This is a genomic window from Azospirillum thermophilum, from assembly GCF_003130795.1.
Classification (GTDB): Bacteria; Pseudomonadota; Alphaproteobacteria; order Azospirillales; family Azospirillaceae; genus Azospirillum; species Azospirillum thermophilum.
The window spans coordinates 1285909-1307866 of the sequence record NZ_CP029352.1; the positions used below are offsets into that span (position 1 = coordinate 1285909).

A 21958-nucleotide genomic window follows, 5' to 3' on the forward strand; every position below is an offset into this window, starting at 1 on the left:
GCCGGCCGCGGGTTCATGAGCGGTATGTGAACCACGACCGCGAGGGACCCAGGATGAAGGCAATCGTCTGGCACGGCGCCGGCGACGTCCGGTGCGAAACGGTTCCGGACCCGGGGATCGAGCACCCGCGGGATGCCATCGTCAAGGTGAGCGCCTGCGCGATCTGCGGCTCCGACCTGCATCTCTACGACCATTTCATGCCGGGGATGCAGTCCGGCGACATCCTGGGCCACGAGTTCATGGGCGAGGTGGTCGAGGTCGGCGCCGAGGCCAAGGGGGCGCTGACGGTCGGCGACCGGGTGGTGGTGCCCTTCACCATCATCTGCGGCGAGTGCGAACAGTGCAGGCGGGGCAACTTCTCCGTCTGCGAACGCTCCAACCGCAACAAGGACGTCGCGGCCAAGCTGTTCGGCCACACCACCGCAGGCCTGTTCGGCTACACCCACCTGACCGGCGGCTATGCCGGCGGACAGGCGGAATATGTGCGCGTCCCCTTCGCCGACCACACCCACGTCAAGATCCCCGGCGGGCTGACCGACGAGCAGGTGCTGTTCCTCGGCGACATCTTCCCCACCGGCTGGCAGGCCGCCGCCCAGTGCGACATCCAGCCGACCGACACCGTCGCCATCTGGGGCTGCGGCCCGGTCGGCCAGATGACGATCCGCAGCGCCCTGCTGCTGGGGGCGAAGCAGGTCATCGCCATCGACCGCGTCCCGGAGCGGCTGTCGATGGCCGAGGCGGGCGGCGCCGTCACCATCGATTTCGAGCAGGAGAGCGTCGTCGAGCGGCTGAGCGAGCTGACCGGCGGCAAGGGTCCGGAAAAGTGCATCGACGCCGTGGGCATGGAGGCGCACGCCACCGCCACGCTCGACAGCATGTTCGACCGGGCCAAGCAGGCGATGATGCTGGAATCCGACCGGGCCCACGTGCTGCGGGAGATGATCTATGTCTGCCGTCCGGCCGGCACCCTGTCAATTCCCGGCGTCTATGGCGGGCTGATCGACAAGATCCCCTTCGGCGCCTCGATGAACAAGGGGCTGACCTGGCGGATGGGGCAGACCCACGTCAACCGCTGGACGGACGACCTGCTGCGCCGGATCCAGGAGGGGCAGATCGACCCGTCCTTCGTCATCACCCACACCGAATCGCTGGAGCACGGACCGGAGATGTACAAGACCTTCCGCGACAAGCGGGACGGCTGCGTCAAGGTCGTGCTCAAGCCCTGAGGGAGACGTCCATGGCATACTATCACAGGGGATCGCCCGCCGACGGGCTGGCCCGCGGTCTGGGCTGGTTCAGCCTCGCGCTCGGCGCCACGGAGATTCTCGCCGGCCGCTCGCTGGCCCGCTGGATGGGCATGGAGGACAGGACGGCCCTGATCCGCGCCTATGGCGCGCGGGAGGTGATGGCCGGGCTCGGCCTCGTCGCGCTGGGCGACCCGAAGCCCTGGCTGTGGAGCCGGGTCGCGGGCGACGCGCTCGACCTGGCGACGCTGGCGACAGGCTGGACCGACGACAACCCGCGCCGGCACAATGTCGGCCTCGCCATCGGGGCGGTGGCGGCGGTGACGGCGCTCGACCTGCTCTGCGTCGGCGAGATGCACCGCCAGGACCAGGCCGCCGCCGCCCTGCCCCCGCCCGACTACAGCGACCGCAGCGGCCTTCCCCGCCCACCCGACGAGATGCGCGGCACCGCCCGCGACGCCCCGGTCGGCGCCGACATGCGCACGCCGCGGATCCTGCAGTTCCAGCCGGGCCGGTAAGCGCCGGCGCAGAATGGCCCCCGCCTACTTGATGAAGAACTGGACCGGCACCACCAGTTCGATCCGGCTCTGCGCCATCTCCGGCGGCGGGGCCGGCAGGGGCGAGGCGCGCTTGACCATCTCGACCGTCTCCTCGTCCAGCACCTCGTGGCCGGAACTCCTGTCGAGCCGGACGGACAGGACGTTGCCGTCCTGGTCGATGGTGAAGCGGACCTGGGCGACGCCCTGCTGCCGCCGGCTCTGGGCGGAGCGCGGGTAGCGCTTGTGCCGTTCGAGATGGGCGAGCAGCGAGCCCTGCCAGGTCGGCACCGCCCGGCTGTAGCTCGGCGCCGGGGCCGGGGCGGGAGCCGCGGCCGGCGCCGCCGGGGCGGCGGGAACGGCTGCCGGCACCGCCGGGTGCGGCTCCGCCCGCTCGACCTTCGGCACCGGCTTGGGCTGGAGCTTCGGCTTGGGTGTCGGTTGCGGCTTCGGTTCGGGTTTGGGCGGCTCCGGCTTGGGCTCCGGCTTGGACAGCACGACCTCCGGCTCGACCACGGGGGGCGGCTCGGGCGGGGGCGGTTCCACGATCGGCTCGGGCTCCGGCGGCTCGGGCTCCGGCGGAGGGGGCTCGGGCGGAGGGGGCTCCGTCATTTCCTGCGGCGGCTCCGGCTGGGGGGCGCCTCCGCCGGGGGCGGGGCGACCGGCAGCGGGGCGAGATCGATCATCACCGCGGCGGGCGGCGCCGCATCGGGTTCGACCGGCGTGTGCCAGGCCATCACCCCGACCGCCAGCCCGGCATGGGCGCCGAGCGCCAACAGAAGCCCGCCGCCCCAGCGCGCCAGCCCAGGGCCGCGCCCTTCCTCCTCCATCCCGTAACCCGCGATCGTCATGGCGTTCCGGTGGTCTCCAGCCCGACCAGCGCGATCTTGAGATAGCCGGCGGCACGCAGCGCGTTCATCACCTCGGTCAGCGCACCGTAATCGACGCTGCGGTCGGCGCGCAGGAAGACGCGCGTGCCCCTGTCGCCCTTGGTCGCGGCGTCGAGCGCCGCCCCCAGCGCCTCGCGGGCCACCGGCTGCTCGCCGACCGACAGGGACTTGTCGGCCTGGACGGTCAGGAACAGCGGCTTGTCGGGGCGCGGCTGCGGGGCCGCGGTGGAGGACGGCAGGTCGACCGGAACATCCACGGTGGCGAGCGGGGCCGCCACCATGAAGATGATCAGCAGGACCAGCACGACGTCGATGAAGGGCGTGACGTTGATCTCGTGCGTCTCGTTGAGATCGTCGCCGTCATGGCCGAGACGGGCTGCCATCGCGCATCACTCCGCGGCGGCGGAACTGGAGCGCGGCAGGGCGCGGCGGTCGATGTCGCGGCTGAGCAACCGCAGGACGGCCGCCGAGGCGTCGCCGAGCTGGCCGCGGTAGCCGGCGATCGCCCGGCTGCAGGCATTGTAGACGACGACCGCGGGGATGGCGGCGACGAGGCCGATGGCGGTGGCGAGCAGCGCCTCCGCGATGCCCGGCGCGACGACGGCGAGGTTGGTGGTCTGGGCGCGGGAAATCCCGATGAAGCTGGTCATGATGCCCCACACCGTACCGAACAGCCCGACGAAGGGACCGGTCGAGCCGATGGTGGCGAGCACGCCGGTGCCGCGGGCGATGCGCCGGCCGGCCGCCGCCTCGATGCGCTCCAGCCGGGAGGCGGTGCGTTCCAGCAGCCCCTCGCGCGAGGGCGCGTCGGCGGACAGGTGGGCCTCGGCCACGGCGGCCCGCACCAGCGTCGCGGCGGTGCCCTGGCTGAAGCCGACCCGCTCGGCCGCCTGGGCGAGCGAGCGCGACTCCTCCAGCAGCGCCAGCGCCGCCCTGGCCTTCCTCCTGGCGGAAGACAGCTCGAACGCCTTGGCGATGGCGATGGTCCAGGTGGCGACGGAGGCCAGCGCCAGACCGACCATCACCGCCTGCACCACCGGGCTGGCGCCCATGAACATGCCCCAGGCGGTCAGGTCGTGCGGCAGGGTTGCAGTGGCCGTGGTCGCGGCGGTGGCCGTGGCGGCAGCCGCCGCGGCTTCGGCGGGCGCGCCGGCCGGCACCGCCGCGTCCTGCGCAACGGCGCCTCCGGCGCCGGCCAGGACGGCCGGGAGGGCGGTCAGGGCCGCGGATACGAGGCGGTGGCGGAACGGTATCGGCATCGGCGTTCGGACTCCCAAAGCAGCGTGGTCATGCCTTGCGGTAAAACCGAACCCACTATTAGTGCGAATGACTTGCACTTGCACGGAAAAATCGCGCCCGCGGCCCCTCGAATTCCGAATGAGTGGCAATACCACATCGCGGGCCAGACCACATCGCGGACCAGCCCGTGGCCCCCAGGGCTCGCCGCGGGCAGGAGGAAACGGGCGGCGCCGAACCGATCCGCCCGCTATGCGGCGTTGCGCATGGGGGTGAGGCCGCGGGTCAGCACCGCGAGATCCCGCTCGAAGCCCTGCTGCTCCGACTCGGACAGCTCGAAGCGCAGATGCACCCGGCCATGCTCGCACGACGTCAGCCGGCAGGCGAGCGTTCGGGAGATCCCCTCGATGCGCAGCGCGGCGCGCGTTCCCGGCTCCGGCGCTTCCGGTTCCGGGACGTCCGCCAGCATGGCGCCGCCGGAGGAGAGATTGGACAGGCGGGCCTTCACCGGCGGCCGGCCGGGCTGCTCGATCAGGCAGGGGGTGGACAGCTCGAAGCGCGGACGGCGGCGGCGGTCCACGTCGGCGGTGGCGGTGCGCACGACGCGCACCAGCACCTCGCGCAGCGAGTCGATGCTGCCGGCGACGTCGCCCGCCACCTGCCGCACCTCGCCGGCCCGGTTGCGGGTGGCGTCGGCCTCCCCCGACACGCGGGCGATCCGGCTGGACACCTCGCGCGCCGCCTCGCTGGTCTGGGTGACGGAGCGGGCGATCTCCTGCGTCGCCGCGGCCTGCTGTTCCACCGCCGCCGCGATGGTGGAGGAGATGTGCGACACCTCGTGGATCGTCTCCGACACCTCGCCGACCGCCCCCACCGCCGTCGAGGTCACCGCCTGCACTTCGGCGATCAGGGAACCGATCTCCTCCGTCGAATGGGCGGTCTGGTTCGCCAGGTTCTTCACCTCGCCCGCCACCACGGCGAAGCCGCGTCCGGCCTCGCCGGCCCGCGCCGCCTCGATGGTCGCGTTGAGTGCCAGCAGGTTGGTCCGGCTGGCGATGTCGCCGATCAGCCGGGCGACCGCCCCGATGCGTTCCACCGAGGCGGAGAGCTGCTCGATGGTCCGGCGCGCGGCGGCGGAACGGTCGACGGCACGGCCGGTGACGGCGGTGGCGCTGGCCACCTGGGCGCCGATGTCGCCGATCGAGGCGGAGAGCTGTTCCGTCGCGGCGGCCACCGCCTGGGCGTTCTGCAGGGCGTCCGCCGCCGCCGCGGCGACCTCCTGCGCGTTGTCGCTGACCAGCAGGGAGGAGCGCGCCATCTCCGCCGCATTGCCGCTCATGCGTCCGGTATGCTCGGCCACATGGTCGACCGCGACGCGGGCCTCCTGCTCCACCTTGTCGGCCATGGCGGCCAGCGCCTGCCGCCGCTCCTCCTCGGCCTGGCGGCGCAGGCTGTCCTGGTCGGCGCGCAGCCGCTCGTTCTCCAGGGCGCTCCGCTGGAAGACACGGACCGAGTCGGCGATGTGGCCGATCTCGTCATGCCGCCCCTCGAACCCCACCGTCACGTCCAGCCGGCCGCCGGCAAGCGCCACCATGGTGCGGCGCACCCGCTCCAGCGGCCCCAGCATGGCCCATTGCAGGAACACCACGCAGGCCGACGCCAGCGCCATGATGGTGAGGCCGGCGCCGACCAGCATGCCGCGCATGGCCTGAGCCGAACTGCGGACCTCCTCGATGGCGCTGTCGAAGCGGGACAGCCGCTCGGCGCTCGCCTCGGCGACCAGCCGGCCGAGCCGCTCCAGCCCGTCCTCCACCGCCCCGGCGGCGCGGTCGAAGGGTTCGGCGGCTGTTCCGGCCGCCGCCGGGCCGCCCTCCGCATAGGCGCGCGCCAGACGCCGGCCGGCGTCCTGATAAGGATCCAGGGCCTTGCGCAGTTCCTCGACCGCGGAGGCGACGCGCGGAAGCTCCAGCGTCCGCGCCAGCTTCGCCGCCTCCTCCGCATGGGTCGCGAAGCGGGCGGCATGCCCGGCGGCCTGCTTCTCCGCATCGGCCCCGCGAAGGGCCGGCAGGCTGGTCAGCCAGTGGCGCATCTGGGCGGAGTCGTGACGGAGTTCCGCCACCAGCGCACCGAGCGGCACGACCCGCCGGTTCACCGTGTCGGCATCCCGGGCGATGGTCTCCAGCGTCCGCGCCTGCCGCTCCATCTCCTGGGTCGCCAGCAGGAAGGCGATGGCGACGGTGCAGAACACGAAGACCGCCACCGCGAAGATCTTCGCGCGGATCGAGATGAGGTGGAGGAAATTCATCGGGACGGCCACTGTGTTCAGGAAGGCGCCTGCAGGGCGGCGGGGTCCGCTGCCACCGGCAGGTCGGGGCCGCATATTAGCCTCTGGTCATGGCGCCGTCACCGAATGCCGGTGGTGCAAGTGGTCGCACCTTTCACGCGTCGCGAGCAGTCACCCCGCTCCGCCGGTCTTCATCGCCTCCAGCGTGTCCTGCAGCACCCCGTCCAGCGCCGCGGCGAGCGGCGGCAGGGTCGCCGGCTCGTCCTCCCGTTCGATGCGGGCCGACAGGCGGCTCAGCCGCACCGCCCCGACATTGGCGGCCGTGCCCTTCAGAGTGTGGGCGAGACGGTGGAGCGCCGGATCGCCCTGCCCCACCGCCGCGCGGATCGACGCGACGGTCTGCCGCGCGGAGCGGGCGAAGGCGGAGAGGGCGATATCCCAGCCGTCGTCGCCGACGGCGATGCGGATGGAGTCGGACTGGTTGCGGTCGACGAGGGGTGCGGCGCGCCAGTCCTCGCCGGCCGGATGGGAGGCCGGATGGGCCGCCGCCTCCGCTGCGTCGCCGGTGACGGCCACCAGCGTCGAGAACAGGGTGGCGGAGACGATCGGCTTGGTCAGGTATGCGTCCATCCCGGCCCCCAGATACTCCTCGCGCGAGCCCGGCATGGCGTTGCCGGTCAGCGCGACGATGGGCAGGCGGCCGGCCGGCCCGGGCATCGCCCGGATGTGGCGGGTCGCGGTGACCCCGTCCATGGTCGGCATCTGGACGTCCATCAGCGCCACGTCGAAATCCTCGTCCTGCACCGCGCGCAGGGCCTCCAGCCCGTTCTCCACCGCCACCGCCCGATGCCCGGCCCGGGTGAGGATGGTGACGAGGATGTCGCGGTTCACCTCGTTGTCCTCCGCCACCAGAACCCGCAGGGGCCGGGCGGGCATCGCCGGACCGGCCCCCGCCTCCCCGCCGGCCGGACGGGGATCGACGGCCATCGGCTCGGCCGGCCAGCAGCGCACGGTGAACCAGAAGGTGCTGCCCCGGCCCTCCACGCTGCTGACGCCGATCTGGCCGCCCATCAGGGTGACCAGTTCCCGGCTGATGGCGAGGCCCAGCCCGGTGCCGCCGAAGCGCCGCGTGGTCGAGCTGTCGGCCTGGGTGAAGCGCTGGAACAGGCTGGGGATCACCTCGCCGGCGATGCCGATCCCAGTGTCCGCCACCTCCACCCGCAGCCGGAAGGAGCCGTCCGCCGCCGGCTGCCCGTCCGGCGCCGCCCGCACCGTGACGCTGCCCCGCCGGGTGAATTTCAGCGCGTTGCCCATCAGGTTGACCAGCACCTGCCGGATGCGGCGCAGGTCGGCGCGCAGATGGTCGGGCAGGCCCGGCGCCACGACCAGCGACAGCTCCAGCCGGCGGGCCGCCGCGGTCGGCTGCAGAAGCTCCACCGTGTCGCGCAGCGCGGCGTGCAGCTCGAAATCGACCGGCTCGATCTCCACCTTGCCGGCCTCCAGCTTGGACAGGTCGAGGATGTCGTCGATGATCTGCAGCAGCGTGTTGCTCGACTTGCGCGCCACCTCCAGCATCTGGCGCTGCTCGTCGTCCAGGTTCGGCCCGTCCACCAGCGCCAGCGCGCCCAGCACCCCGTTCATCGGCGTGCGGATCTCGTGGCTCATGGTCGCGAGGAACTCGCCCTTCATGCGGTTGGCATGGTCCGCGGCATCCCTGGCGCGGCGCAGGCTGTCCTCGATCTCGCGCTGGGCGGTGACGTCGCGCAGCGCCGCGGTGAAGTAGCGGCGATCCCCCGCCTGCCAGCCGGCCAGCGTGACCTCCAGCGGGAAGAGGCTGCCGTCCTTGCGCCGGCCGGTCACCTCGCGGGCCGCGGCGGCGGGCTGGTCGTGCCATGCCGACAGGAAGTCGCGCAGGGCGCGGCCGGGGCGTCCGGCCTCCGGGTCGGGCATCAGGTCACGGATCGGCCGTCCGATCACCTCGCCCTGCCGATAGCCGAACATCCGCTCCGCCGCCGGGTTGACGGCATCGATCGCGCCGTGCTCGTCGATGGTGACGATGGGCTGGCCGACCGCGCTGACCATGGCGCGGTGGCGCGCCTCGCTCGACAGCAGCCGCTGGGCCGCCCGCTCGCGCTCGGTGATGTCGGCGGCCGACCCGCGGTAGCCGGCGAAGCGGCCGTCGGCGGCGAAGACCGGCCGGCCGCTGACGCTGAAATAGCGGGGGCCGTTGCGCGTCATCACCCGGCAGCGATAGTCGCGGAAGGGCTGGTGCAGCTCGATCAGCCGGACATGGTCGTCCCACTGCGCCTCGTCCCCCACCTCGCGCAGCGCGATGTCCTCGCGCCGCAGCCCGATCGGCAGGGGCCGGCCGTCGACCTCCGGGGCAAGCGGCCCGACCAGCTTGGTGAAGCGGAGCTGGTCGTCGGTCTCCCAGAACCAGTCCGAGGCGGTCTCCGCCAGATCGCGGAACCGCTGCTCCCCCTCCTCCAGCCGGGTCACCGCCGCGGCATAGCGCGACGACTGCCGCACCGCCAGCAGCGCGAGACCGGCGAGCGCCAGCGTGCTCGCCAGCGCGACGCCGTAATAGACGACCTGCCGGCGGCGTGTGTCGGCCAGGAAGGACTGCTCGCCGAAGCCGGCGATCACCAGCAGCGGATAGTCCTTCAGCACACGGTAGCTCAGCAGCCGCTGCACCCCGTCCACCGCGCTGACCGTACGCAGGAACGCCGCCGGCTCCTTGCGCGCCATGGTCATCACTGTACTGGCGTTGAGGTCGAGCCCGATCGACCGGTCGTCCATCACCGAACGCGCCCGCAGCACCCCGTCCAGCCCGAGGATGGCCAGCGCCCCGTCCGGCCCGACGTCGAGGCCGTCGAAGGAGCGGCTGAAATAGTAGGGGTCGAGCGAGGCGACCAGGACCCCGGCGAAACGCCCGTCCGGGCCGGTCATCCGCCGGGTGATCTGGATCGACCATTTGCCGGAGGTGCGGCCGAAGACGGGCTTGCTGATGTAGAGGCCCGTGCCGGGCCGATCGACGTGGATGCGGAAATGTTCGCGGTCGATCAGGGTCATCCCGGGCGGCGCCGCCTCCGCGCTGGTCATGACGAGCACGCCGCCGGCGTCGATGTAGGAGATCTGCAGCAGGATGCCCGACTGCTGGACGATGCGGTGCATCAGGTGCTGGAAGGTCGTCAGGTCCGGCGCGTGCTCCAGGAAGTCGCCGATCAGAAAGTTCAGGACCTGGTCGGTCTCCGCCACGACGCGGCTGGTCTGTTCAGCCACGAGGCGCGCGAGGTTGCCGGTATCGCGCTCCGCCCGGGCCAGCGCCTCCCCCTCGTCGTAGCGGGCGAGCAGGGCGGCGGCGAGCCACAGCAGGGCGGCGATGCCGAGCGTGCCGGCCCAGACCAGCCGGGTGAAGCGGACATGCTCGTGGCGCCTCACGCGCGGCCCTCCCGCCGGGCCGCGGCCAGCTCCGCCGCGCGGGTCCCCAGCAGCAGGACATCGACCGGAGCGGGCAGGACGAGGTCGGCGCCCGGGACCCGCGGCGCAGGCCCGCCGCAGAGGACGCAGGCGATCCCCGGGTGACGCTCCTTCAGCCGGGCGGGCAGCCCGTCGAACCCGGCCGCGGCGGCGACCACGTCGAAGGCCGCAGGCTCCTCCGCGAAGACGGCCAGCGCCTCCTCCTCGCTCTCGCACACCGCAACCTCGTGGCCCAGCCGCTCCAGCCCGGCGGACAGCCGGTCGCCGCTCGCCGCGTCGCCGTCGACCAGCAGGATCCGGCAGCGCAGCGAGGCAGCCGCCCGCATGGCCCCGTCCGCCGCCGCCGCCCGGTGGGGCGGGTCGCCGCGGGCCGGCACCAGGGGGGCCGGGGCGCCGGCCAGCGGGACGAACAGCCGGACCAGCGTTCCCGCTCCCGGCTTCGAGGCGATCAGGATCCCGCCCTCGTGGCCGTGCAGGACCGCGAACACCATGGCGAGGCCGAGCCCCTCGCCCCGGCGACCGCTGCGGTCATGGCCGGCGACCAGCGGGTCGAACAGGCGCGGCAGGTCGGCCGGCGCGACGCCCTGGCCGCTGTCGCGGACCTCGAACAGGATGTGCGGGCGGCGGCGCGGGGCAGCACCTCCTCCCACGACCAGTCCGGGGGCACGCCATCGGATGCCTCGCCGACCCCCGGCCACAGCACGGTGCGCAGGGTCAGGGTGGCCTCGGCGGCGCCTTCCATGGCACGGCGGGCGTTGTCCACCAGCGCCGCCAGCGCCTGGACGAGCAGCGGCCCGTCGCCCCGCAGTTCGGGCAGGTCCGGCGCCTCCCGCACCGTCAGCGCCATCGACGGCGGCAGCCCGCCACGCAGCGGCCCCAGCAGCTCCGCCATCAGCCCCAGCGGGCGGATCGGCCGCAGGGGCCCCATGGCGATACGCGTGATGCCCACCTGCCGCCGCAGCGTGTCCCGCGCCCGGTCCACCACCGCCAGGATGCGCCGGGCATGATCGGCCTCCACCGAACCGGGCGGCAGGTCGGTGGCGAGGAAATCGGCATAGCCGGCGACGGCCCCCATCAGGTTGTTGAGATCATGGGCGAAGCGCCCGGCAAGCTGGGTCTGGGCTTCCATCCGGTCGATGCGGATGCGCCGCCGCTCCTCCAGCTCCAGCTCCCCCTGCACGCGCCCGTCCTGTTCCCGCCCGTCCTTTTCCCGCTTGGCCCGCTCCGGCTTGGGCAGCCCGCCGCCGGGCACTTCGCGCTGTGCCGGAGCGGCCGGCCCCGTCACGGCAGCGGACGGTAGGGCGGCGTCGTCCGGCTGGGGCGGCAGGGGCCGCGGGCGCCGCCACAGCGCCGCGGCGGCACAGAGTGCCCCGGCGACCCCGGCGGCCGGGCCGGCGGCCATCGGCGGGGCGCCCAGCGCCTGCAGGCCGGCCCAGGACACCAGGCCCGCCACCGCCCCGAGGACGGCACAGCCGCCGATCGAGGCGGCGGACCCGCCGCCGGAACGGCGCCCGGCAATGATCGGCGCGCTCGGTGTCATGCAGCTTCCATCGGGTCAGACTGTACACAAACCAAACTGCACACAAACTAGACTGCCGAACCGGCGGCGGCTGCCGGGAGTCCGGATAGCGGGTCCGGGAAAAGGAATAACGCAGGATAGTATCCCGGTCCCGCGGACACCGGATCAGGCGGACGCGGTGCTGCCCGCCTGGGCGGAGGCGAGCAACCCGGCCTCCTGCGCGCGGCGCACGGCGTCGGTCCGGTTGCGGGCGCCCAGCTTGCGCAGGATGCGGCGGGTGTGGAGCTTCACCGTGACTTCCTGGAGACCGAGCTGCCGCCCGATCTCCTTGTTGGTGGCGCCGGTGGCGAGCATGCCGAGCACCTGGCCCTCCCGCTCCGTCAGGGGGGAGGACAGAGGGGCGTCGCCGTCCTCGTCGCCCTGGCCGTCTTGCTGGTCGTCGCCCTGCTCGTCGAAGTCGCCGGCCGCGGCCAGCAGGTCGAGGGCGACGCTCTTCGGAACGAAGCTGCCGCCGTCCGCCACCAGCCGCAGCGCCTGCGACAGCACCCGGCGCGGCGTGGTCTTGGGCAGGAAGGCCTCCGCGCCGCAGCGCAGCGCCTCCAGCGCGGTCTCCGGCTCCTCGGCGCCGGACACGACGGCGATGGGTCCCTCCACGCCGGCGGAGCGCAGGCGGGTGACCGGATCGGCCCCGGCGGTGCCGGGGATGCGCCAGTCGAGCACGACGAGGCCGTAACGGCCGGCCGGAAGGTCATCCAGGCCGCCGACGCAGACGACATCGGCGTCCGGCCAAGCCTGGCGGACCGACAGTTCCAACGCATCCCGGAACAGCGGATGGTCGTCCGCGACCAGAATCCTCATCGAGCGCCCCTCACCACAGCTCGCCACCCACGATGCGCATCGGGCGGCCTTCCGGGACGCCGCAGGGCGGGTCCCCAGAAAGACACTGTAGCGCCCAGATCCTTAAGCAATTACGACCCCGTCCCGCCCGCGGCCCGCGAAGGCCGGCAAGGATACTATCCCCGGTATCCCATTTCCCGGCGACAGTATCCTGGCGACCGGCGCAGTAAAGCCGGCGGGACCGCTATGGTGAGTGCAGCGAAACGGCCCTTTCGGCTTCACCGGCGGACGGTCCGTTCCTGCAGAATCTGTTAGCGGGCCGAAACGAGGTCGGCCGGCATTGAGAGCGCGGGGGCCATGCTGGACGACACGAGCGATGACGGGCTGCGGGACGGGCAGGCACGGGTCCTGCTGGTGGACGACGATCCCGACTATCTGCACATGCTGGCCCTGGCGTTCGAGCGGGCCGGCTACGCCGTCCATCGGGCGCCGAACGGCCTGGAGGCGCAGGAGGTGCTGCGCTGCATGACGGTCGATCTGGTGGTCACCGACATCCTGATGCCGGAGAGCGACGGGTACGAGCTGATCATGCGCCTGCGCAGGATGTCCGATCCGCCGCCGGTGATCGCCCTGTCCGGCGGCAGCGACCGGCTGCGCATGCCGCTGCCGCAGCTGGCCGTGCTGCTGGGCGCCGCGGCGGCCTTCGAGAAGGCGTCCGGCCTGACGGATCTTCTGGCGGAGGCCGCGAGGCTGACCGCGACGCGCAACGCCCCCGGAGGGACCCGGCCTTGACCATGACCGTACTGATCGTCGACGACGACGAGGCGAACCTGTTCATCATGGCCGCCGTCGTCCGCCGCGTCGACGGGGCGGAGCCCGTGACCGTGGCGGGACCCGCCGAGGCGCTCGACTGGTTGCGGAACAACGAGCCGGACCTGATCCTGCTCGACCAGATGATGCCGGACATGGACGGGATGGAGCTGCTGCGCCACATCCGCGAGGACCGGCGCCTGAACGAGGTGCCGGTGGTGATGATCACCGCCAACACCTCGGTCGAGGTGCGGGTGCGCGCGCTCGACGAGGGGTGCAACGACTTCCTGACCAAGCCCATCGTCGTGCCCGAGGTGCAGGCCCGCATGCGCAACCTGCTGGCGCTCCGCCAGAGCCGCAGCCTGCTGCGCGACCGCGCCGCCCTGCTGGCGGCGGAGGTCGACCGGGTGACCGCCGCGCTGCAGCGGCAGGGGCAGGAGCTGGTGCACCGGCTGTCGCGCGCCGCCGAATGCCGCGATCCCGAGACCGGCGCCCATATCGAGCGGATGGCCCGCTATTCCGAGGTGATCGCCGAGGCTGCGGGCTTCGACCGCGACTACTCCCGCCAGCTCCGCCACGCCGCACCGATGCACGACATCGGCAAGGTCGGCATCCCGGACCTGATCCTGCTGAAGCCCGGCCGGCTGAGCCCGGAGGAGCTGCTGATCATGCGCCAGCACACCCAGATCGGCCACCGCATCCTGGCGGACAGCGCCGTTCCGCTGCTGCAGCTCGCGGCCGAGATCGCCCTGTCGCATCATGAGAAGTTCGACGGCTCCGGCTATCCCCACGGGCTGGCCGGCAACCGGATCCCGGCCAGCGGGCGGATCGTGGCGGTGGCGGACGTCTTCGACGCCCTGACCAACGCCCGCCCCTACAAGCGCGCCTGGAGCCTGACGGACGCCCGCGACTTCATGCTGGCCAACCGCGGCAGCCACTTCGACCCGGACTTCATGGACGCCTTCCTGACGCGCTGGGACGTGATCCGCGACATCCACCACACGCTGCCCGACATCGAGGAGGTCATGACCCCGGACGACTGAGCAACGGTCCGGCCCGGCAGGTCAGTTGACGATGCGCCAGGAGCCGTCGGGAGCGAGGCACGCGGTGCCATAGACCGGCCGGGCCTGTCCGCCGACGACGGCGGTCGACTGGTATTCCCGGCACAGGCGGCCGTCGCGGGCGACATAGTCGGGACCGGCCGGGGAGGCGGACACCGCAGGCGGCGCATAGTAGGCCGGGGGAGACGGCGCGTAGACCACCGGCGGCGGCGGCGCCACATAGACCGGGGGAGCCGCATAGACCGGCGGCGGCACATAGACCGGCGGCGGAACGACGACGACGGGCGACCGGTAATACCGGTAGGGGCGGTAGTAGCCGGGATCGTAGCCGGGCCAGCCCAACCCGATGCCGACGCCGACATGGACGGAGCTGCGGCCGGCCGACGCCTCCCCGGCCGACAGCAGAAGGCCACCCGCCAACAGAACCGACGCGATCGCGCGTCCCAGCGCAGCCCGACCAAGCCCAGCCATGACGGCACCCATAATCAACGGCACCCATGTCAACCGGGCCGCCGCACCGGCGGCAGCCCTTCGTTGGCGTCTGATGATACGTCACTGCGGCCCGCGCGTCACCAGCATCGGCACCGGGCCGGCGATGCGCAGATCGCCTAGATATCGCCTAGATGTCGAGCGGCAGGTTGTCCGGATCGAGGCCGAGCTGCTCGATGATCGAGCGGGCGAGCGGAATGCTCGTCTCGAACCGCCACTCCTGACGGCCGGGCTGGTACTCCGACACGTGGGGACGGCCGTTCGCGAAGCGGCGCGGCTGCGCCTCGTACCAGTAGGCGTCGGTCAGCGCGAACCCGTTCTGCCTGGCATAGGCCTCGGCCACGCCGGGCCAGTCGATGACCGGGCGCTGCGGCCCGTGGCCCTGCTGCTCGAGGAAGGCGACGATGCGTTTGCCCTCGCGCTCGAAATCGGCGACGCGGATGGTCGCGGGCTGCCTTCCCTCCCGCTGGTACGTCCATTCGTGATGCTGTTCGACCAATGCCTTGTCCACGGCGAATGCTCCGTTTCTCATCCCGTCAGGCTATCTGACCTGACGGGTTGGAGCCAACACTTCCGTCATCCCATCCGGCGAAAGAACCGAAAGGCAGGACCCTTCGGAGGGAGCTTTGCCCCCTCCGGGCGATCCGGCCACGCAGTCATGTCCGCTATGGTCGTGGAAACGGCCGGCATCAGTAGCCGGCGGTCGCCCCATCGGGGTTGCGCGGGTCGGAGTAGCCGTAAAGGCCGGTCGGCAGGACCTGGATGGTCTGGGTGCGGCCCATGGTGGGCTTCACCACCACCTTGTGCCCCATCTGCTGCAGCAGCGTGACGGTGTCGGGGCTGAGCCCCTTCTCCACCCGCAGCTCGTCCGGGGTCCACTGGTGGTGGACGCGGGGCGAGGCGGCGGATTCCGCCGGGTTCATGCCGAAGTCGATGTGGTCGATGATGGTTTCCATCGTGGTGGTGATGATGCGGCTGCCGCCGGGGCTGCCGGTGATCAGCCAGGGCTTGCCGTCCTTCAGCACGATGGTCGGCGACATCGAGCTGAGCGGCCGCTTGTAGGGCTGGATGGCGTTGGCGTCGCCGCCCACCAGACCGAAGGCATTGGGCACCCCCGGCTTGGCGGAGAAGTCGTCCATCTCGTTGTTCAGCAGGATGCCGGTGCCGGCGGCGACGATGCCGCTGCCGAAATTCAGGTTCAGCGTGTAGGTGGTGGCGACGACGTTGCCCTGGTCGTCGGCGACCGAGAAATGGGTGGTCTGGTCGCTCTCGTAGGGCTGCGGCTTGCCCGGCTTGATGCCGGAGGCCGGCGTCGCCTTCTCCGGGTCGATCTTCTTCGCCAGCTCCTCGGCATAGCCGCGCGATGTCAGACCCTTGACCGGCACCTTGGTGAAGTCCGGGTCGCCCAGATATTCCGACCGGTCGGCGTAGGCGAGCTTCATCGTCTCCGCCATGACATGGATGGTCCGGGCGCTGTCGGAGCCCATGTCCTTCAGCGGGAAGCGCTCCAGCACGTTCAGCATCTGGATGATGTGCGTCCCGCCGGAGCTGGGCGGCGGCATCGACTTGACGGTGTAGCCGCGGTAGCTGCCGGCCACCGGTTCGCGTTCCACCACCTTGTAGGCCTTCAGGTCGTCGGTGGTGATCAGGCCGCCATGCCGGCCCATCTCCTCCGCGATGCGGGTGGCGATGGTGCCCTCGTAGAAGGCCTTCGGCCCGTTGGCGGCGATCTGCTTCAGCGACTCGGCGAGGTCCTTGTTCACCAGCATGTCGCCGGCGCGCAGCGGCTGGTCGCCCTTGAAGAAGATGGCGCGGGTGGCGTCCCACTTGGCCAGATGGTCCTTCTCCACCTCCAGCAGGCCGGCGAGCTGCGGGCTGACCTCGAACCCCTCCTCGGCCAGCCGGATCGCCGGGGCGATGACATCGGCCAGCGTCAGCTTGCCGTACTTGGCCTGGGCATGGGCGAGGCCGGCGACCGTGCCCGGGATACCGACGGCGAGGTGGGTGTAGAGCGACCGCTCGGCGACGACCTTGCCCTGCCCGTCCAGGTACATGTCGCGGCCGGCCTTGGCCGGGGCCATCTCGCGGAAGTCGATGGCGACGTCCTTGCCGCTCGCCGCGTCATGGACGACCATGAAGCCGCCGCCGCCGATGTTGCCGGCGTTGGGCAGCACCACCGCAAGCGCGAAGCCGACCGCCACCGCGGCGTCCACGGCGTTGCCACCCTTCTTCAGGATGTCGACGCCGACCTGGGTCGCCAGCCTGTGCTCGGACGAGACCATGCCGCGGCCGGCCCAGACGGGCGTGAAGATCGAATCGCCGATATCGTAACGGACCAGCGGCTGGGCCGGCGGGGCCGCGGTCACCGTCTGCGCCATCGAGGCGACGGGCAGCGACAGGCCGGCACACAGCGCGAGGACGGCCGAGGACAGCCGGCAGCGGGCGGCGAAGCGGTTCATTCTTATGGTCTCCACCGAGAGATTGGCTGAAGAGAGCTGGCTGACGAGAGAGTGGTCGGGCACGTAGACCGCAGGATCTGCGGCCATCCAACCATGCCACAGCGCGGGCCAACCGGAAGCACCCAGTTTGCCTAATCAACAATCAGCGCGCCTCGACAAAGAGCATAGGCGGATCGGCGGAGCTCACCCCTTCGCCAGCAGGTCGCGGATGGCGTTGACCAGCGGCTTCATGTGGAAGGAGGACTCCGGTGCCACGGCGACGGTGCCGCCGGCCGCCTCCACGGCCTCCGCCACCACAGGCCCCACCGCGGCGATGCGGGTGCGGGCGAGGCCCTCGCGGAAGGCGTCGGCGAGGCCGCGGGATTCGGCCACCTCCTGCAGGCGGCGCACCTGGGGCGAGGCGGTGAAGGCGACGAAGTCGATACGGCCCGCCGCCATGTCGCGGATGGCGCTCTCCACCGCCCCGGTCTCCGAATCGTTGGCGTAGCGGTAGGGGGTGACGGCGACCGGCACGCCGCCGCGCGCCCGCACCGCCTCCAGCAGCAGGTCGTTGGGGTTGCCGGGGTAGAGCTGGACGCCGACGGTGCGGCCCGACAGATCCTCGTCGGCCAGCGCCGCGACCACGCCCTCGCTGGTCGGGGCCGGGGCGGTCCTGTAGGGAGACAGGCCGATCTCGCGCAGGGCCTTCACCGGCTTCGGGCCGCGCACGACGATGCGCAGCCGGCCGAGCGCCGCCACCGTCTCCGCCTCCAGCCCGGCGGCGCGCGCCACCGTCCTCAGGCGGCGCAGCCCCTCGCCGGTCAGCAGGATCAGGTCATGGAATTCCCCGGCGACCAGCCGCTTCAGCCAGTCGACCGCCGGGGCGGGGTCGTCGAGATCGAGGATCCGGACCAGCGGGCAGCGGACCGTCTCAGCCCCGTGCTGCTCCAGCATGCCTGCGAAGAGGTCGAGGTCCCGGCTTTCCGGAACCAGGATGCGCCGCCCCGCCAGATCACCGCCCATGTCGCCCGCCCCCTTCCGTTGCACCGCAACAGCCTAACAGCGATGGCCGGACGGCGGTAGCGGCAGGACCGTCAGGCAGCGGCGCGGCGGCAGTGCAGCAGGCTGAACAGGCCGAAGGGCGGCACCGTCTCGATCGACTCGACCTTGAGGCGGGAGCCGTCGAGCAGCGTGTCCAGCGTGAAGTCCGGCCGCCAGCCCAGCTTCTTCGACAAGGGCGCCAGCCACTCCTCGACCATGCGGCGGATGCCCGGGCGGGGAGCGGCGAAATGGTTGACGATGACGATGTCGCCGCCCGGCTTGCACACCCGCTCCAGCTCGGCCATCGTGCCGGCCGGATCGGGCACCACGGTCATCACGTACATCGCCACCACCACGTCGAAGCTGCCGTCGGCGAAGGCCAGCCTGCCGGCGTCCATCTCCAGCAGCCCGTCGACATGGGTCAGCCCCTCGCGCTCCACCCGCTCCTTGGCGACGCGCAGCATGTCGGTGGACAGGTCGATGCCGACCACCCGGTTGTCCCGGCGATAGTCGGAGAGGGACAGGCCGGTGCCCACCCCGACCTCCAGGATGCGCAGGCCGCCGCGCCGGTTCAGCCAGGCGACCGTGGCGTTGCGCCCCGCCCCCAGCAGCACGCCGAAGACGCGGTCATAGATGCGGGCATAGCGGCGGTAGGCGGCGCGGATGGATTCGGCGTCCATGACGGGGGCTCCCAGGGATGGAACGGACCAGGTTCGGGGCTGCCGGTACGAAACGGCAAGGTTCGGGCCGGCGACGCGACCATAACCGTCATCGTCGCGTCATGAAAGTGCAGCGAAGGTCGCAAGCTCGGGCGCGGCACTCTGGACAGACGGCGGCCCGCCATCCCATAGAGGGGCCATGACCCGCCCCCTGCCCGGACTGGATGCCCGCAACCTCCGCCGAACCGGCCTCGTCGCCGTCGCCCTGACGCTCGTGGTGGCCGCCACCGCCTGGGGCACCTACCGGCTGGCCGAGGCGCAGGCGCGCGGCGGGCTGATCGTCAACGGCGACCAGCGGCTCGGCCTCTATGCCAGCTCCATCCGCAACGCGGTCGGGCGCTACGACTACCTGCCCTTCCTGCTGGCCCGCGACAAGGACGTGCTGGCCCTTCTGGCCGGGCCGGACGAGGCGAGGCGCGACGCCGTCAACCGCCAGCTCGAAGAGGCGAACGCCGCGGCGGGATCGGCCGCCCTGTACGTCACCGACCGCGAGGGGCTGGCGCTGGCGTCGAGCAACTGGCGCGATCCGGCGGTCAGCTTCGTCGGCTACCACTACGCTTTCCGCCCCTACTTCCAGCAGGCGGTGCGGGACGGCAGCGGGCGCTATTTCGGCATCGGCGTCACCACGGGCACCCCCGGCTATTTCCTGTCCCATGCCGCCCGCGCCACCTCGGGACCGGACAGGCCCGGCGGCGACCTGGCCGGTGTCGCGGTGGTGAAGATCGACCTGGAGCCGCTGCAGCGCGACTGGGCGGCCGGCGGCGAGCGGGTGCTGGTGTCCGATGGGAACGGCATCGTCTTCCTGGCGAGCCATGCGGAGTGGAAGTACCGCACGCTGGAACCGATCCCGCCCGACGTCCGCGCCCGGCTGGAGGAGACGCGCCAGTACGACCGCACGGCCATCGAGCCGCTGGGCCTGACCGACCGGGGGGAGATGCCGGGGCCGGAGGGCCGGACGGTGCGGCTGGTCAGCCTGCCCGGCCCGCGCGGCGAGCCGCAGGCCTTCGTCATGCAGGCGATGGAGCTGCCGGAGTTCGGCTGGACCATCCGCTTCCTGTCGGACCTGGAGCCGGTGCGCGCACAGGCGGCGGACGCCGCCATGCTGGCGTCGGCGCTGGTCCTGCTGCTGGCCGCCGGGCTGCTGCTGGCCCACCAGCGCAACCAGACGCTCCGCCTGCAGCGCGAGGCGCGCGAGGCCCTGGAGCAGCGGGTGGAGGAGCGCACCCGCGAACTGGTCGAGGCCAACCGCTTCCTGCGCGAGGCGCAGGAGGAGCTGGTGCAGGCCGGCAAGCTCGCGGCCCTCGGCCAGATGTCGGCGGCGCTGGCGCACGAGATCAACCAGCCGCTCGCCGCCATCCGCACCTTCGCCGCCTCCACCCGCATCCTGGCGGAGCGCGGGGAGACCGCCATGGTGCAGGACAATCTCGCGATGATCGGCGATCTGGCGGAGCGGATGGCGGTGATCTCCGGCCACCTGAAGGAGTTCGCCCGCAAGGGGCCGGCGCGCGTCGAGGCGGTGCCGGTCGGCCGCGTGCTCGACCGGGCGCTCCTGCTGCTCGGGCCGCGGCTGCGCGAGCAGGGGATCGAGCTGGTGCGCGCGGTCCCGGACGAGGCGGTGGTGCGCGGCGACGCGGTCCGGCTGGAGCAGGTCTTCGTCAACCTGCTGCGCAACGCCGCCGACGCCATGGCCGGGGCGGAGGTTCGGCGCCTGAGCCTGTCGGCCTCCCGCCAGGGCGGGGCCCAAACTGGCATGTGGGAAATCCGCGTCGCCGACACCGGCACCGGCATCGCCGAGGCGGACCAGTACCGCCTGTTCGACCCCTTCTTCACCACCAAGGAGGTGGGCGAGGGGCTGGGCCTCGGCCTGTCGCTGTCCTACGGTATCGTGCGCGACTTCGACGGCAGCCTGCGGGCGGAGAACAATCCCGACGGCGGCGCCACCTTCGTCGTCCTTCTGCCGGAGGCCTCCCATGGCTGAGCCCTGTCCCGTCCTGCTGATCGACGACGAGCCGGCGATGCGCCTGTCCCTGGCGCAGTGGCTGCAGCTCGCCGGCTTCCGCGCCGAGGCGTTCGAGACGCCGGAGCCGGCGCTCGACCGGCTGTCGCCGGACTTCCCCGGCGTGCTGGTCACCGACGTGAAGATGCCGCGGGCCGACGGGCTGACGGTGCTGGCCCGCGCGCTGGAGTCTGACGCCGACCTGCCGGTGATCCTGATCACCGGACACGGCGACGTGGCGATGGCGGTGGAGGCGATGCGCCGCGGCGCCTACGACTTCATCGAGAAGCCCTTCGCCCCCGACCATCTGACCGCCGTCATCCGCCGCGCCGCGGAAAAGCGCCGGCTGGTGCTGGAGAACCGGCAGCTCCGCCGCCGCGCCGGGGCCTCCGGGATCGAGGCGCGGCTGCTCGGCACCTCGCGCGTCATGGAGGAACTGCGGCGCGACATCCTGGAGCTGGCCGGCACCGCCGTCAGCGTGCTGGTCCATGGCGAGACCGGCACCGGCAAGGAGCTGGTCGCCCGCTGCCTGCACGAGTTCGGGCCGCGGGCCGGCCGCCCCTTCGTCCCGGTCAACTGCGGCGCCATCCCCGAGAGCATGGCGGAGAGCGAGCTGTTCGGCCATGAGGCCGGCGCCTTCACCGGCGCCACCCAGCGCCGCGCCGGCAAGCTGGAGCATTCCGACGGCGGCACCCTCTTCCTCGACGAGGTGGAGAGCATGCCGCACAGCACCCAGGTGCGGCTGCTGCGCGCGCTGCAGGAGCGGGTGATCGAGCGGCTGGGCTCCAACAAGGCGGTTCCCGTCGACCTGCGCGTCGTGGCGGCGACCAAGGTCGACCTGCTGGAGGCGAGCGACCAGGGGAGGTTCCGCGCCGACCTCTATTACCGGCTGAACGTGGCGGAGCTTCACATCCCGCCGCTGCGCGCCCGGCCGGAGGACATCCCCCTGCTGTTCGACGCCTTCGCCGGCGAGGCCGCCGGGCGCCACGGCCGGGAGCAGCGCCCGCTGGAGCCGGAGGACGTCGAGGCGCTGCTCGCCCACGACTGGCCCGGCAACGTGCGCGAGCTGCGCAACGTCGCCGAGCGGCACGCCTTCTCCGTCGGCCGCAGCGGCGTCGCCCAGCTCCTGCGCCGCCGGCCGGTGGGGGGCGACGCCGCGGCCCCGGCCCCGCGGGCGCTGGCCGACCAGGTCGACGCCTTCGAGAAGCGCGCCATCGAACAGGCGCTGGAGCGTTGCCGCGGCGACATCAGGGCGGTGATGGAGCTGCTCGACATCCCCCGCCGCACCCTGAACGAGAAGATGGCCCGCCACGGCCTCGACCGGCAGCGTTTCCTGCCGCGGGGATGAGCCCCGCCGCCTGTGGCGGCGCCGGCCCCC

At 72.3% G+C, this 21958-nt stretch carries 20 protein-coding genes; 6 read left to right on the plus strand and 14 right to left on the minus strand.

The window, feature by feature from the left end:
* The first annotated feature begins 53 nt into the window (after nt 1-53).
* Together DEW08_RS05775 and DEW08_RS05780 are read left to right on the plus strand one after the other, a co-directional pair.
* A complete protein-coding gene (locus DEW08_RS05775) occupies nt 54-1226 on the plus strand; it encodes a zinc-dependent alcohol dehydrogenase (protein WP_109325156.1) in 1173 nt (390 codons plus the stop codon).
* Nucleotides 1227-1237: 11 nt separating this feature from the next.
* Nucleotides 1238-1762: a cyclase dehydrase gene (locus DEW08_RS05780; RefSeq protein WP_109325157.1), complete on the plus strand. Its 525-nt coding sequence runs from the start codon at nt 1238-1240 to the stop codon at nt 1760-1762.
* 24 nt (nt 1763-1786) lie between these two features.
* Here the strand turns inward: DEW08_RS05780 and DEW08_RS05785 are convergent, their stop codons facing one another.
* The 9 genes from DEW08_RS05785 to DEW08_RS05815 all read right to left on the minus strand — a co-directional run bounded on the left by DEW08_RS05785 (nt 1787) and on the right by DEW08_RS05815 (nt 12047).
* Entirely contained in the window at nt 1787-2392 is a 606-nt protein-coding gene (locus DEW08_RS05785; RefSeq protein WP_245986009.1) for an energy transducer TonB family protein, read from the minus strand.
* On the minus strand, nt 2389-2631 hold the full coding sequence (locus tag DEW08_RS32075) for a hypothetical protein (RefSeq protein ID WP_245986011.1): 243 nt from the start codon (nt 2629-2631) through the stop codon (nt 2389-2391). Before DEW08_RS32075 ends, DEW08_RS05785 begins: the two co-directional genes overlap by 4 nt.
* Entirely contained in the window at nt 2628-3053 is a 426-nt protein-coding gene (exbD, locus tag DEW08_RS05790) for a TonB system transport protein ExbD (protein ID WP_109325158.1), read from the minus strand. Before exbD ends, DEW08_RS32075 begins: the two co-directional genes overlap by 4 nt.
* A 6-nt stretch (nt 3054-3059) precedes the next feature.
* Nucleotides 3060-3929, minus strand: a complete 870-nt coding sequence (gene exbB, locus DEW08_RS05795) for a tonB-system energizer ExbB (protein ID WP_109325159.1) — start codon at nt 3927-3929, stop codon at nt 3060-3062.
* Nucleotides 3930-4156: 227 nt separating this feature from the next.
* Nucleotides 4157-6211, minus strand: a complete 2055-nt coding sequence (locus tag DEW08_RS05800; RefSeq protein ID WP_109325160.1) for a methyl-accepting chemotaxis protein — start codon at nt 6209-6211, stop codon at nt 4157-4159.
* Nucleotides 6212-6361: 150 nt separating this feature from the next.
* Nucleotides 6362-9631 (minus strand): PAS domain S-box protein, encoded by a 3270-nt coding sequence (locus DEW08_RS05805; protein WP_109325161.1) that lies wholly within the window; start codon nt 9629-9631, stop codon nt 6362-6364.
* Nucleotides 9628-10236: an ATP-binding protein gene (locus tag DEW08_RS05810; RefSeq protein ID WP_245986156.1), complete on the minus strand. Its 609-nt coding sequence runs from the start codon at nt 10234-10236 to the stop codon at nt 9628-9630. The genes DEW08_RS05805 and DEW08_RS05810 overlap by 4 nt, the downstream gene beginning before the upstream one ends.
* Nucleotides 10119-11210, minus strand: coding sequence for a nitrogen regulation protein NR(II) (locus DEW08_RS32080; protein ID WP_245986012.1), 1092 nt, complete (start codon nt 11208-11210; stop codon nt 10119-10121). Before DEW08_RS32080 ends, DEW08_RS05810 begins: the two co-directional genes overlap by 118 nt.
* Nucleotides 11211-11354: 144 nt before the next feature.
* Nucleotides 11355-12047 carry a response regulator transcription factor gene (locus DEW08_RS05815; RefSeq protein ID WP_109325163.1) on the minus strand — a complete coding sequence of 231 codons (693 nt, stop codon included), beginning with the start codon at nt 12045-12047 and terminating at the stop codon, nt 11355-11357.
* A gap of 336 nt (nt 12048-12383) precedes the next feature.
* On the opposite strand from DEW08_RS05815, the gene DEW08_RS05820 reads away from it, so the two are divergent.
* Nucleotides 12384-12818 (plus strand): response regulator, encoded by a 435-nt coding sequence (locus DEW08_RS05820; protein WP_109325164.1) that lies wholly within the window; start codon nt 12384-12386, stop codon nt 12816-12818.
* A gap of 2 nt (nt 12819-12820) precedes the next feature.
* Complete coding sequence (locus DEW08_RS05825; RefSeq protein ID WP_109325165.1) at nt 12821-13879, plus strand: HD domain-containing phosphohydrolase; 1059 nt, start codon at nt 12821-12823, stop codon at nt 13877-13879.
* Nucleotides 13880-13900: 21 nt separating this feature from the next.
* Here the strand turns inward: DEW08_RS05825 and DEW08_RS05830 are convergent, their stop codons facing one another.
* The 5 genes from DEW08_RS05830 to DEW08_RS05850 form a co-directional block, all read right to left on the minus strand.
* Entirely contained in the window at nt 13901-14368 is a 468-nt protein-coding gene (locus DEW08_RS05830; protein WP_109325299.1) for a hypothetical protein, read from the minus strand.
* 148 nt (nt 14369-14516) lie between these two features.
* Nucleotides 14517-14897 carry a hypothetical protein gene (locus DEW08_RS05835; RefSeq protein ID WP_109325166.1) on the minus strand — a complete coding sequence of 127 codons (381 nt, stop codon included), beginning with the start codon at nt 14895-14897 and terminating at the stop codon, nt 14517-14519.
* Between the two features lie 178 nt (nt 14898-15075).
* A complete protein-coding gene (ggt, locus tag DEW08_RS05840) occupies nt 15076-16932 on the minus strand; it encodes a gamma-glutamyltransferase (protein WP_245986013.1) in 1857 nt (618 codons plus the stop codon).
* 96 nt (nt 16933-17028) lie between these two features.
* The gene (locus tag DEW08_RS05845) at nt 17029-17847 is read right to left on the minus strand and encodes a uroporphyrinogen-III synthase (RefSeq protein ID WP_109325168.1); all 819 of its coding nucleotides are present in this window, start codon (nt 17845-17847) and stop codon (nt 17029-17031) included.
* A gap of 71 nt (nt 17848-17918) precedes the next feature.
* Nucleotides 17919-18545 (minus strand): class I SAM-dependent methyltransferase, encoded by a 627-nt coding sequence (locus DEW08_RS05850; RefSeq protein WP_109325169.1) that lies wholly within the window; start codon nt 18543-18545, stop codon nt 17919-17921.
* A 178-nt stretch (nt 18546-18723) separates the two neighbouring features.
* Here DEW08_RS05850 and DEW08_RS05855 point away from each other — a divergent pair, with 178 nt between their 5' ends.
* Nucleotides 18724-20562, plus strand: a complete 1839-nt coding sequence (locus DEW08_RS05855) for an ATP-binding protein (protein ID WP_109325170.1) — start codon at nt 18724-18726, stop codon at nt 20560-20562.
* Complete coding sequence (locus tag DEW08_RS05860; protein ID WP_109325171.1) at nt 20555-21928, plus strand: sigma-54-dependent transcriptional regulator; 1374 nt, start codon at nt 20555-20557, stop codon at nt 21926-21928. Before DEW08_RS05855 ends, DEW08_RS05860 begins: the two co-directional genes overlap by 8 nt.
* Nucleotides 21929-21958 lie beyond the last annotated feature (30 nt).

What these genes read in the sequence shown, in the direction of transcription:
- DEW08_RS05845 (WP_109325168.1), bottom strand. Translation starts at nt 17,847, where the DNA reads ATGGGCGGTGATCTGGCGGGGCGGCGCATCCTGGTTCCGGAAAGCCGG.
- DEW08_RS05785 (WP_245986009.1), bottom strand. Translation starts at nt 2,392, where the DNA reads ATGACGGAGCCCCCTCCGCCCGAGCCCCCTCCGCCGGAGCCCGAGCCG.
- DEW08_RS32075 (WP_245986011.1), bottom strand. Translation starts at nt 2,631, where the DNA reads ATGACGATCGCGGGTTACGGGATGGAGGAGGAAGGGCGCGGCCCTGGG.
- DEW08_RS05850 (WP_109325169.1), bottom strand. Translation starts at nt 18,545, where the DNA reads ATGGACGCCGAATCCATCCGCGCCGCCTACCGCCGCTATGCCCGCATC.
- DEW08_RS05780 (WP_109325157.1), top strand. Translation starts at nt 1,238, where the DNA reads ATGGCATACTATCACAGGGGATCGCCCGCCGACGGGCTGGCCCGCGGT.
- DEW08_RS05800 (WP_109325160.1), bottom strand. Translation starts at nt 6,211, where the DNA reads ATGAATTTCCTCCACCTCATCTCGATCCGCGCGAAGATCTTCGCGGTG.
- exbD (WP_109325158.1), bottom strand. Translation starts at nt 3,053, where the DNA reads ATGGCAGCCCGTCTCGGCCATGACGGCGACGATCTCAACGAGACGCAC.
- DEW08_RS05820 (WP_109325164.1), top strand. Translation starts at nt 12,384, where the DNA reads ATGCTGGACGACACGAGCGATGACGGGCTGCGGGACGGGCAGGCACGG.
- DEW08_RS05775 (WP_109325156.1), top strand. Translation starts at nt 54, where the DNA reads ATGAAGGCAATCGTCTGGCACGGCGCCGGCGACGTCCGGTGCGAAACG.
- DEW08_RS05855 (WP_109325170.1), top strand. Translation starts at nt 18,724, where the DNA reads ATGACCCGCCCCCTGCCCGGACTGGATGCCCGCAACCTCCGCCGAACC.
- DEW08_RS05815 (WP_109325163.1), bottom strand. Translation starts at nt 12,047, where the DNA reads ATGAGGATTCTGGTCGCGGACGACCATCCGCTGTTCCGGGATGCGTTG.
- ggt (WP_245986013.1), bottom strand. Translation starts at nt 16,932, where the DNA reads ATGGCCGCAGATCCTGCGGTCTACGTGCCCGACCACTCTCTCGTCAGC.
- DEW08_RS05830 (WP_109325299.1), bottom strand. Translation starts at nt 14,368, where the DNA reads ATGGCTGGGCTTGGTCGGGCTGCGCTGGGACGCGCGATCGCGTCGGTT.
- DEW08_RS05860 (WP_109325171.1), top strand. Translation starts at nt 20,555, where the DNA reads ATGGCTGAGCCCTGTCCCGTCCTGCTGATCGACGACGAGCCGGCGATG.
- DEW08_RS05825 (WP_109325165.1), top strand. Translation starts at nt 12,821, where the DNA reads ATGACCGTACTGATCGTCGACGACGACGAGGCGAACCTGTTCATCATG.
- DEW08_RS32080 (WP_245986012.1), bottom strand. Translation starts at nt 11,210, where the DNA reads ATGACACCGAGCGCGCCGATCATTGCCGGGCGCCGTTCCGGCGGCGGG.
- exbB (WP_109325159.1), bottom strand. Translation starts at nt 3,929, where the DNA reads ATGCCGATACCGTTCCGCCACCGCCTCGTATCCGCGGCCCTGACCGCC.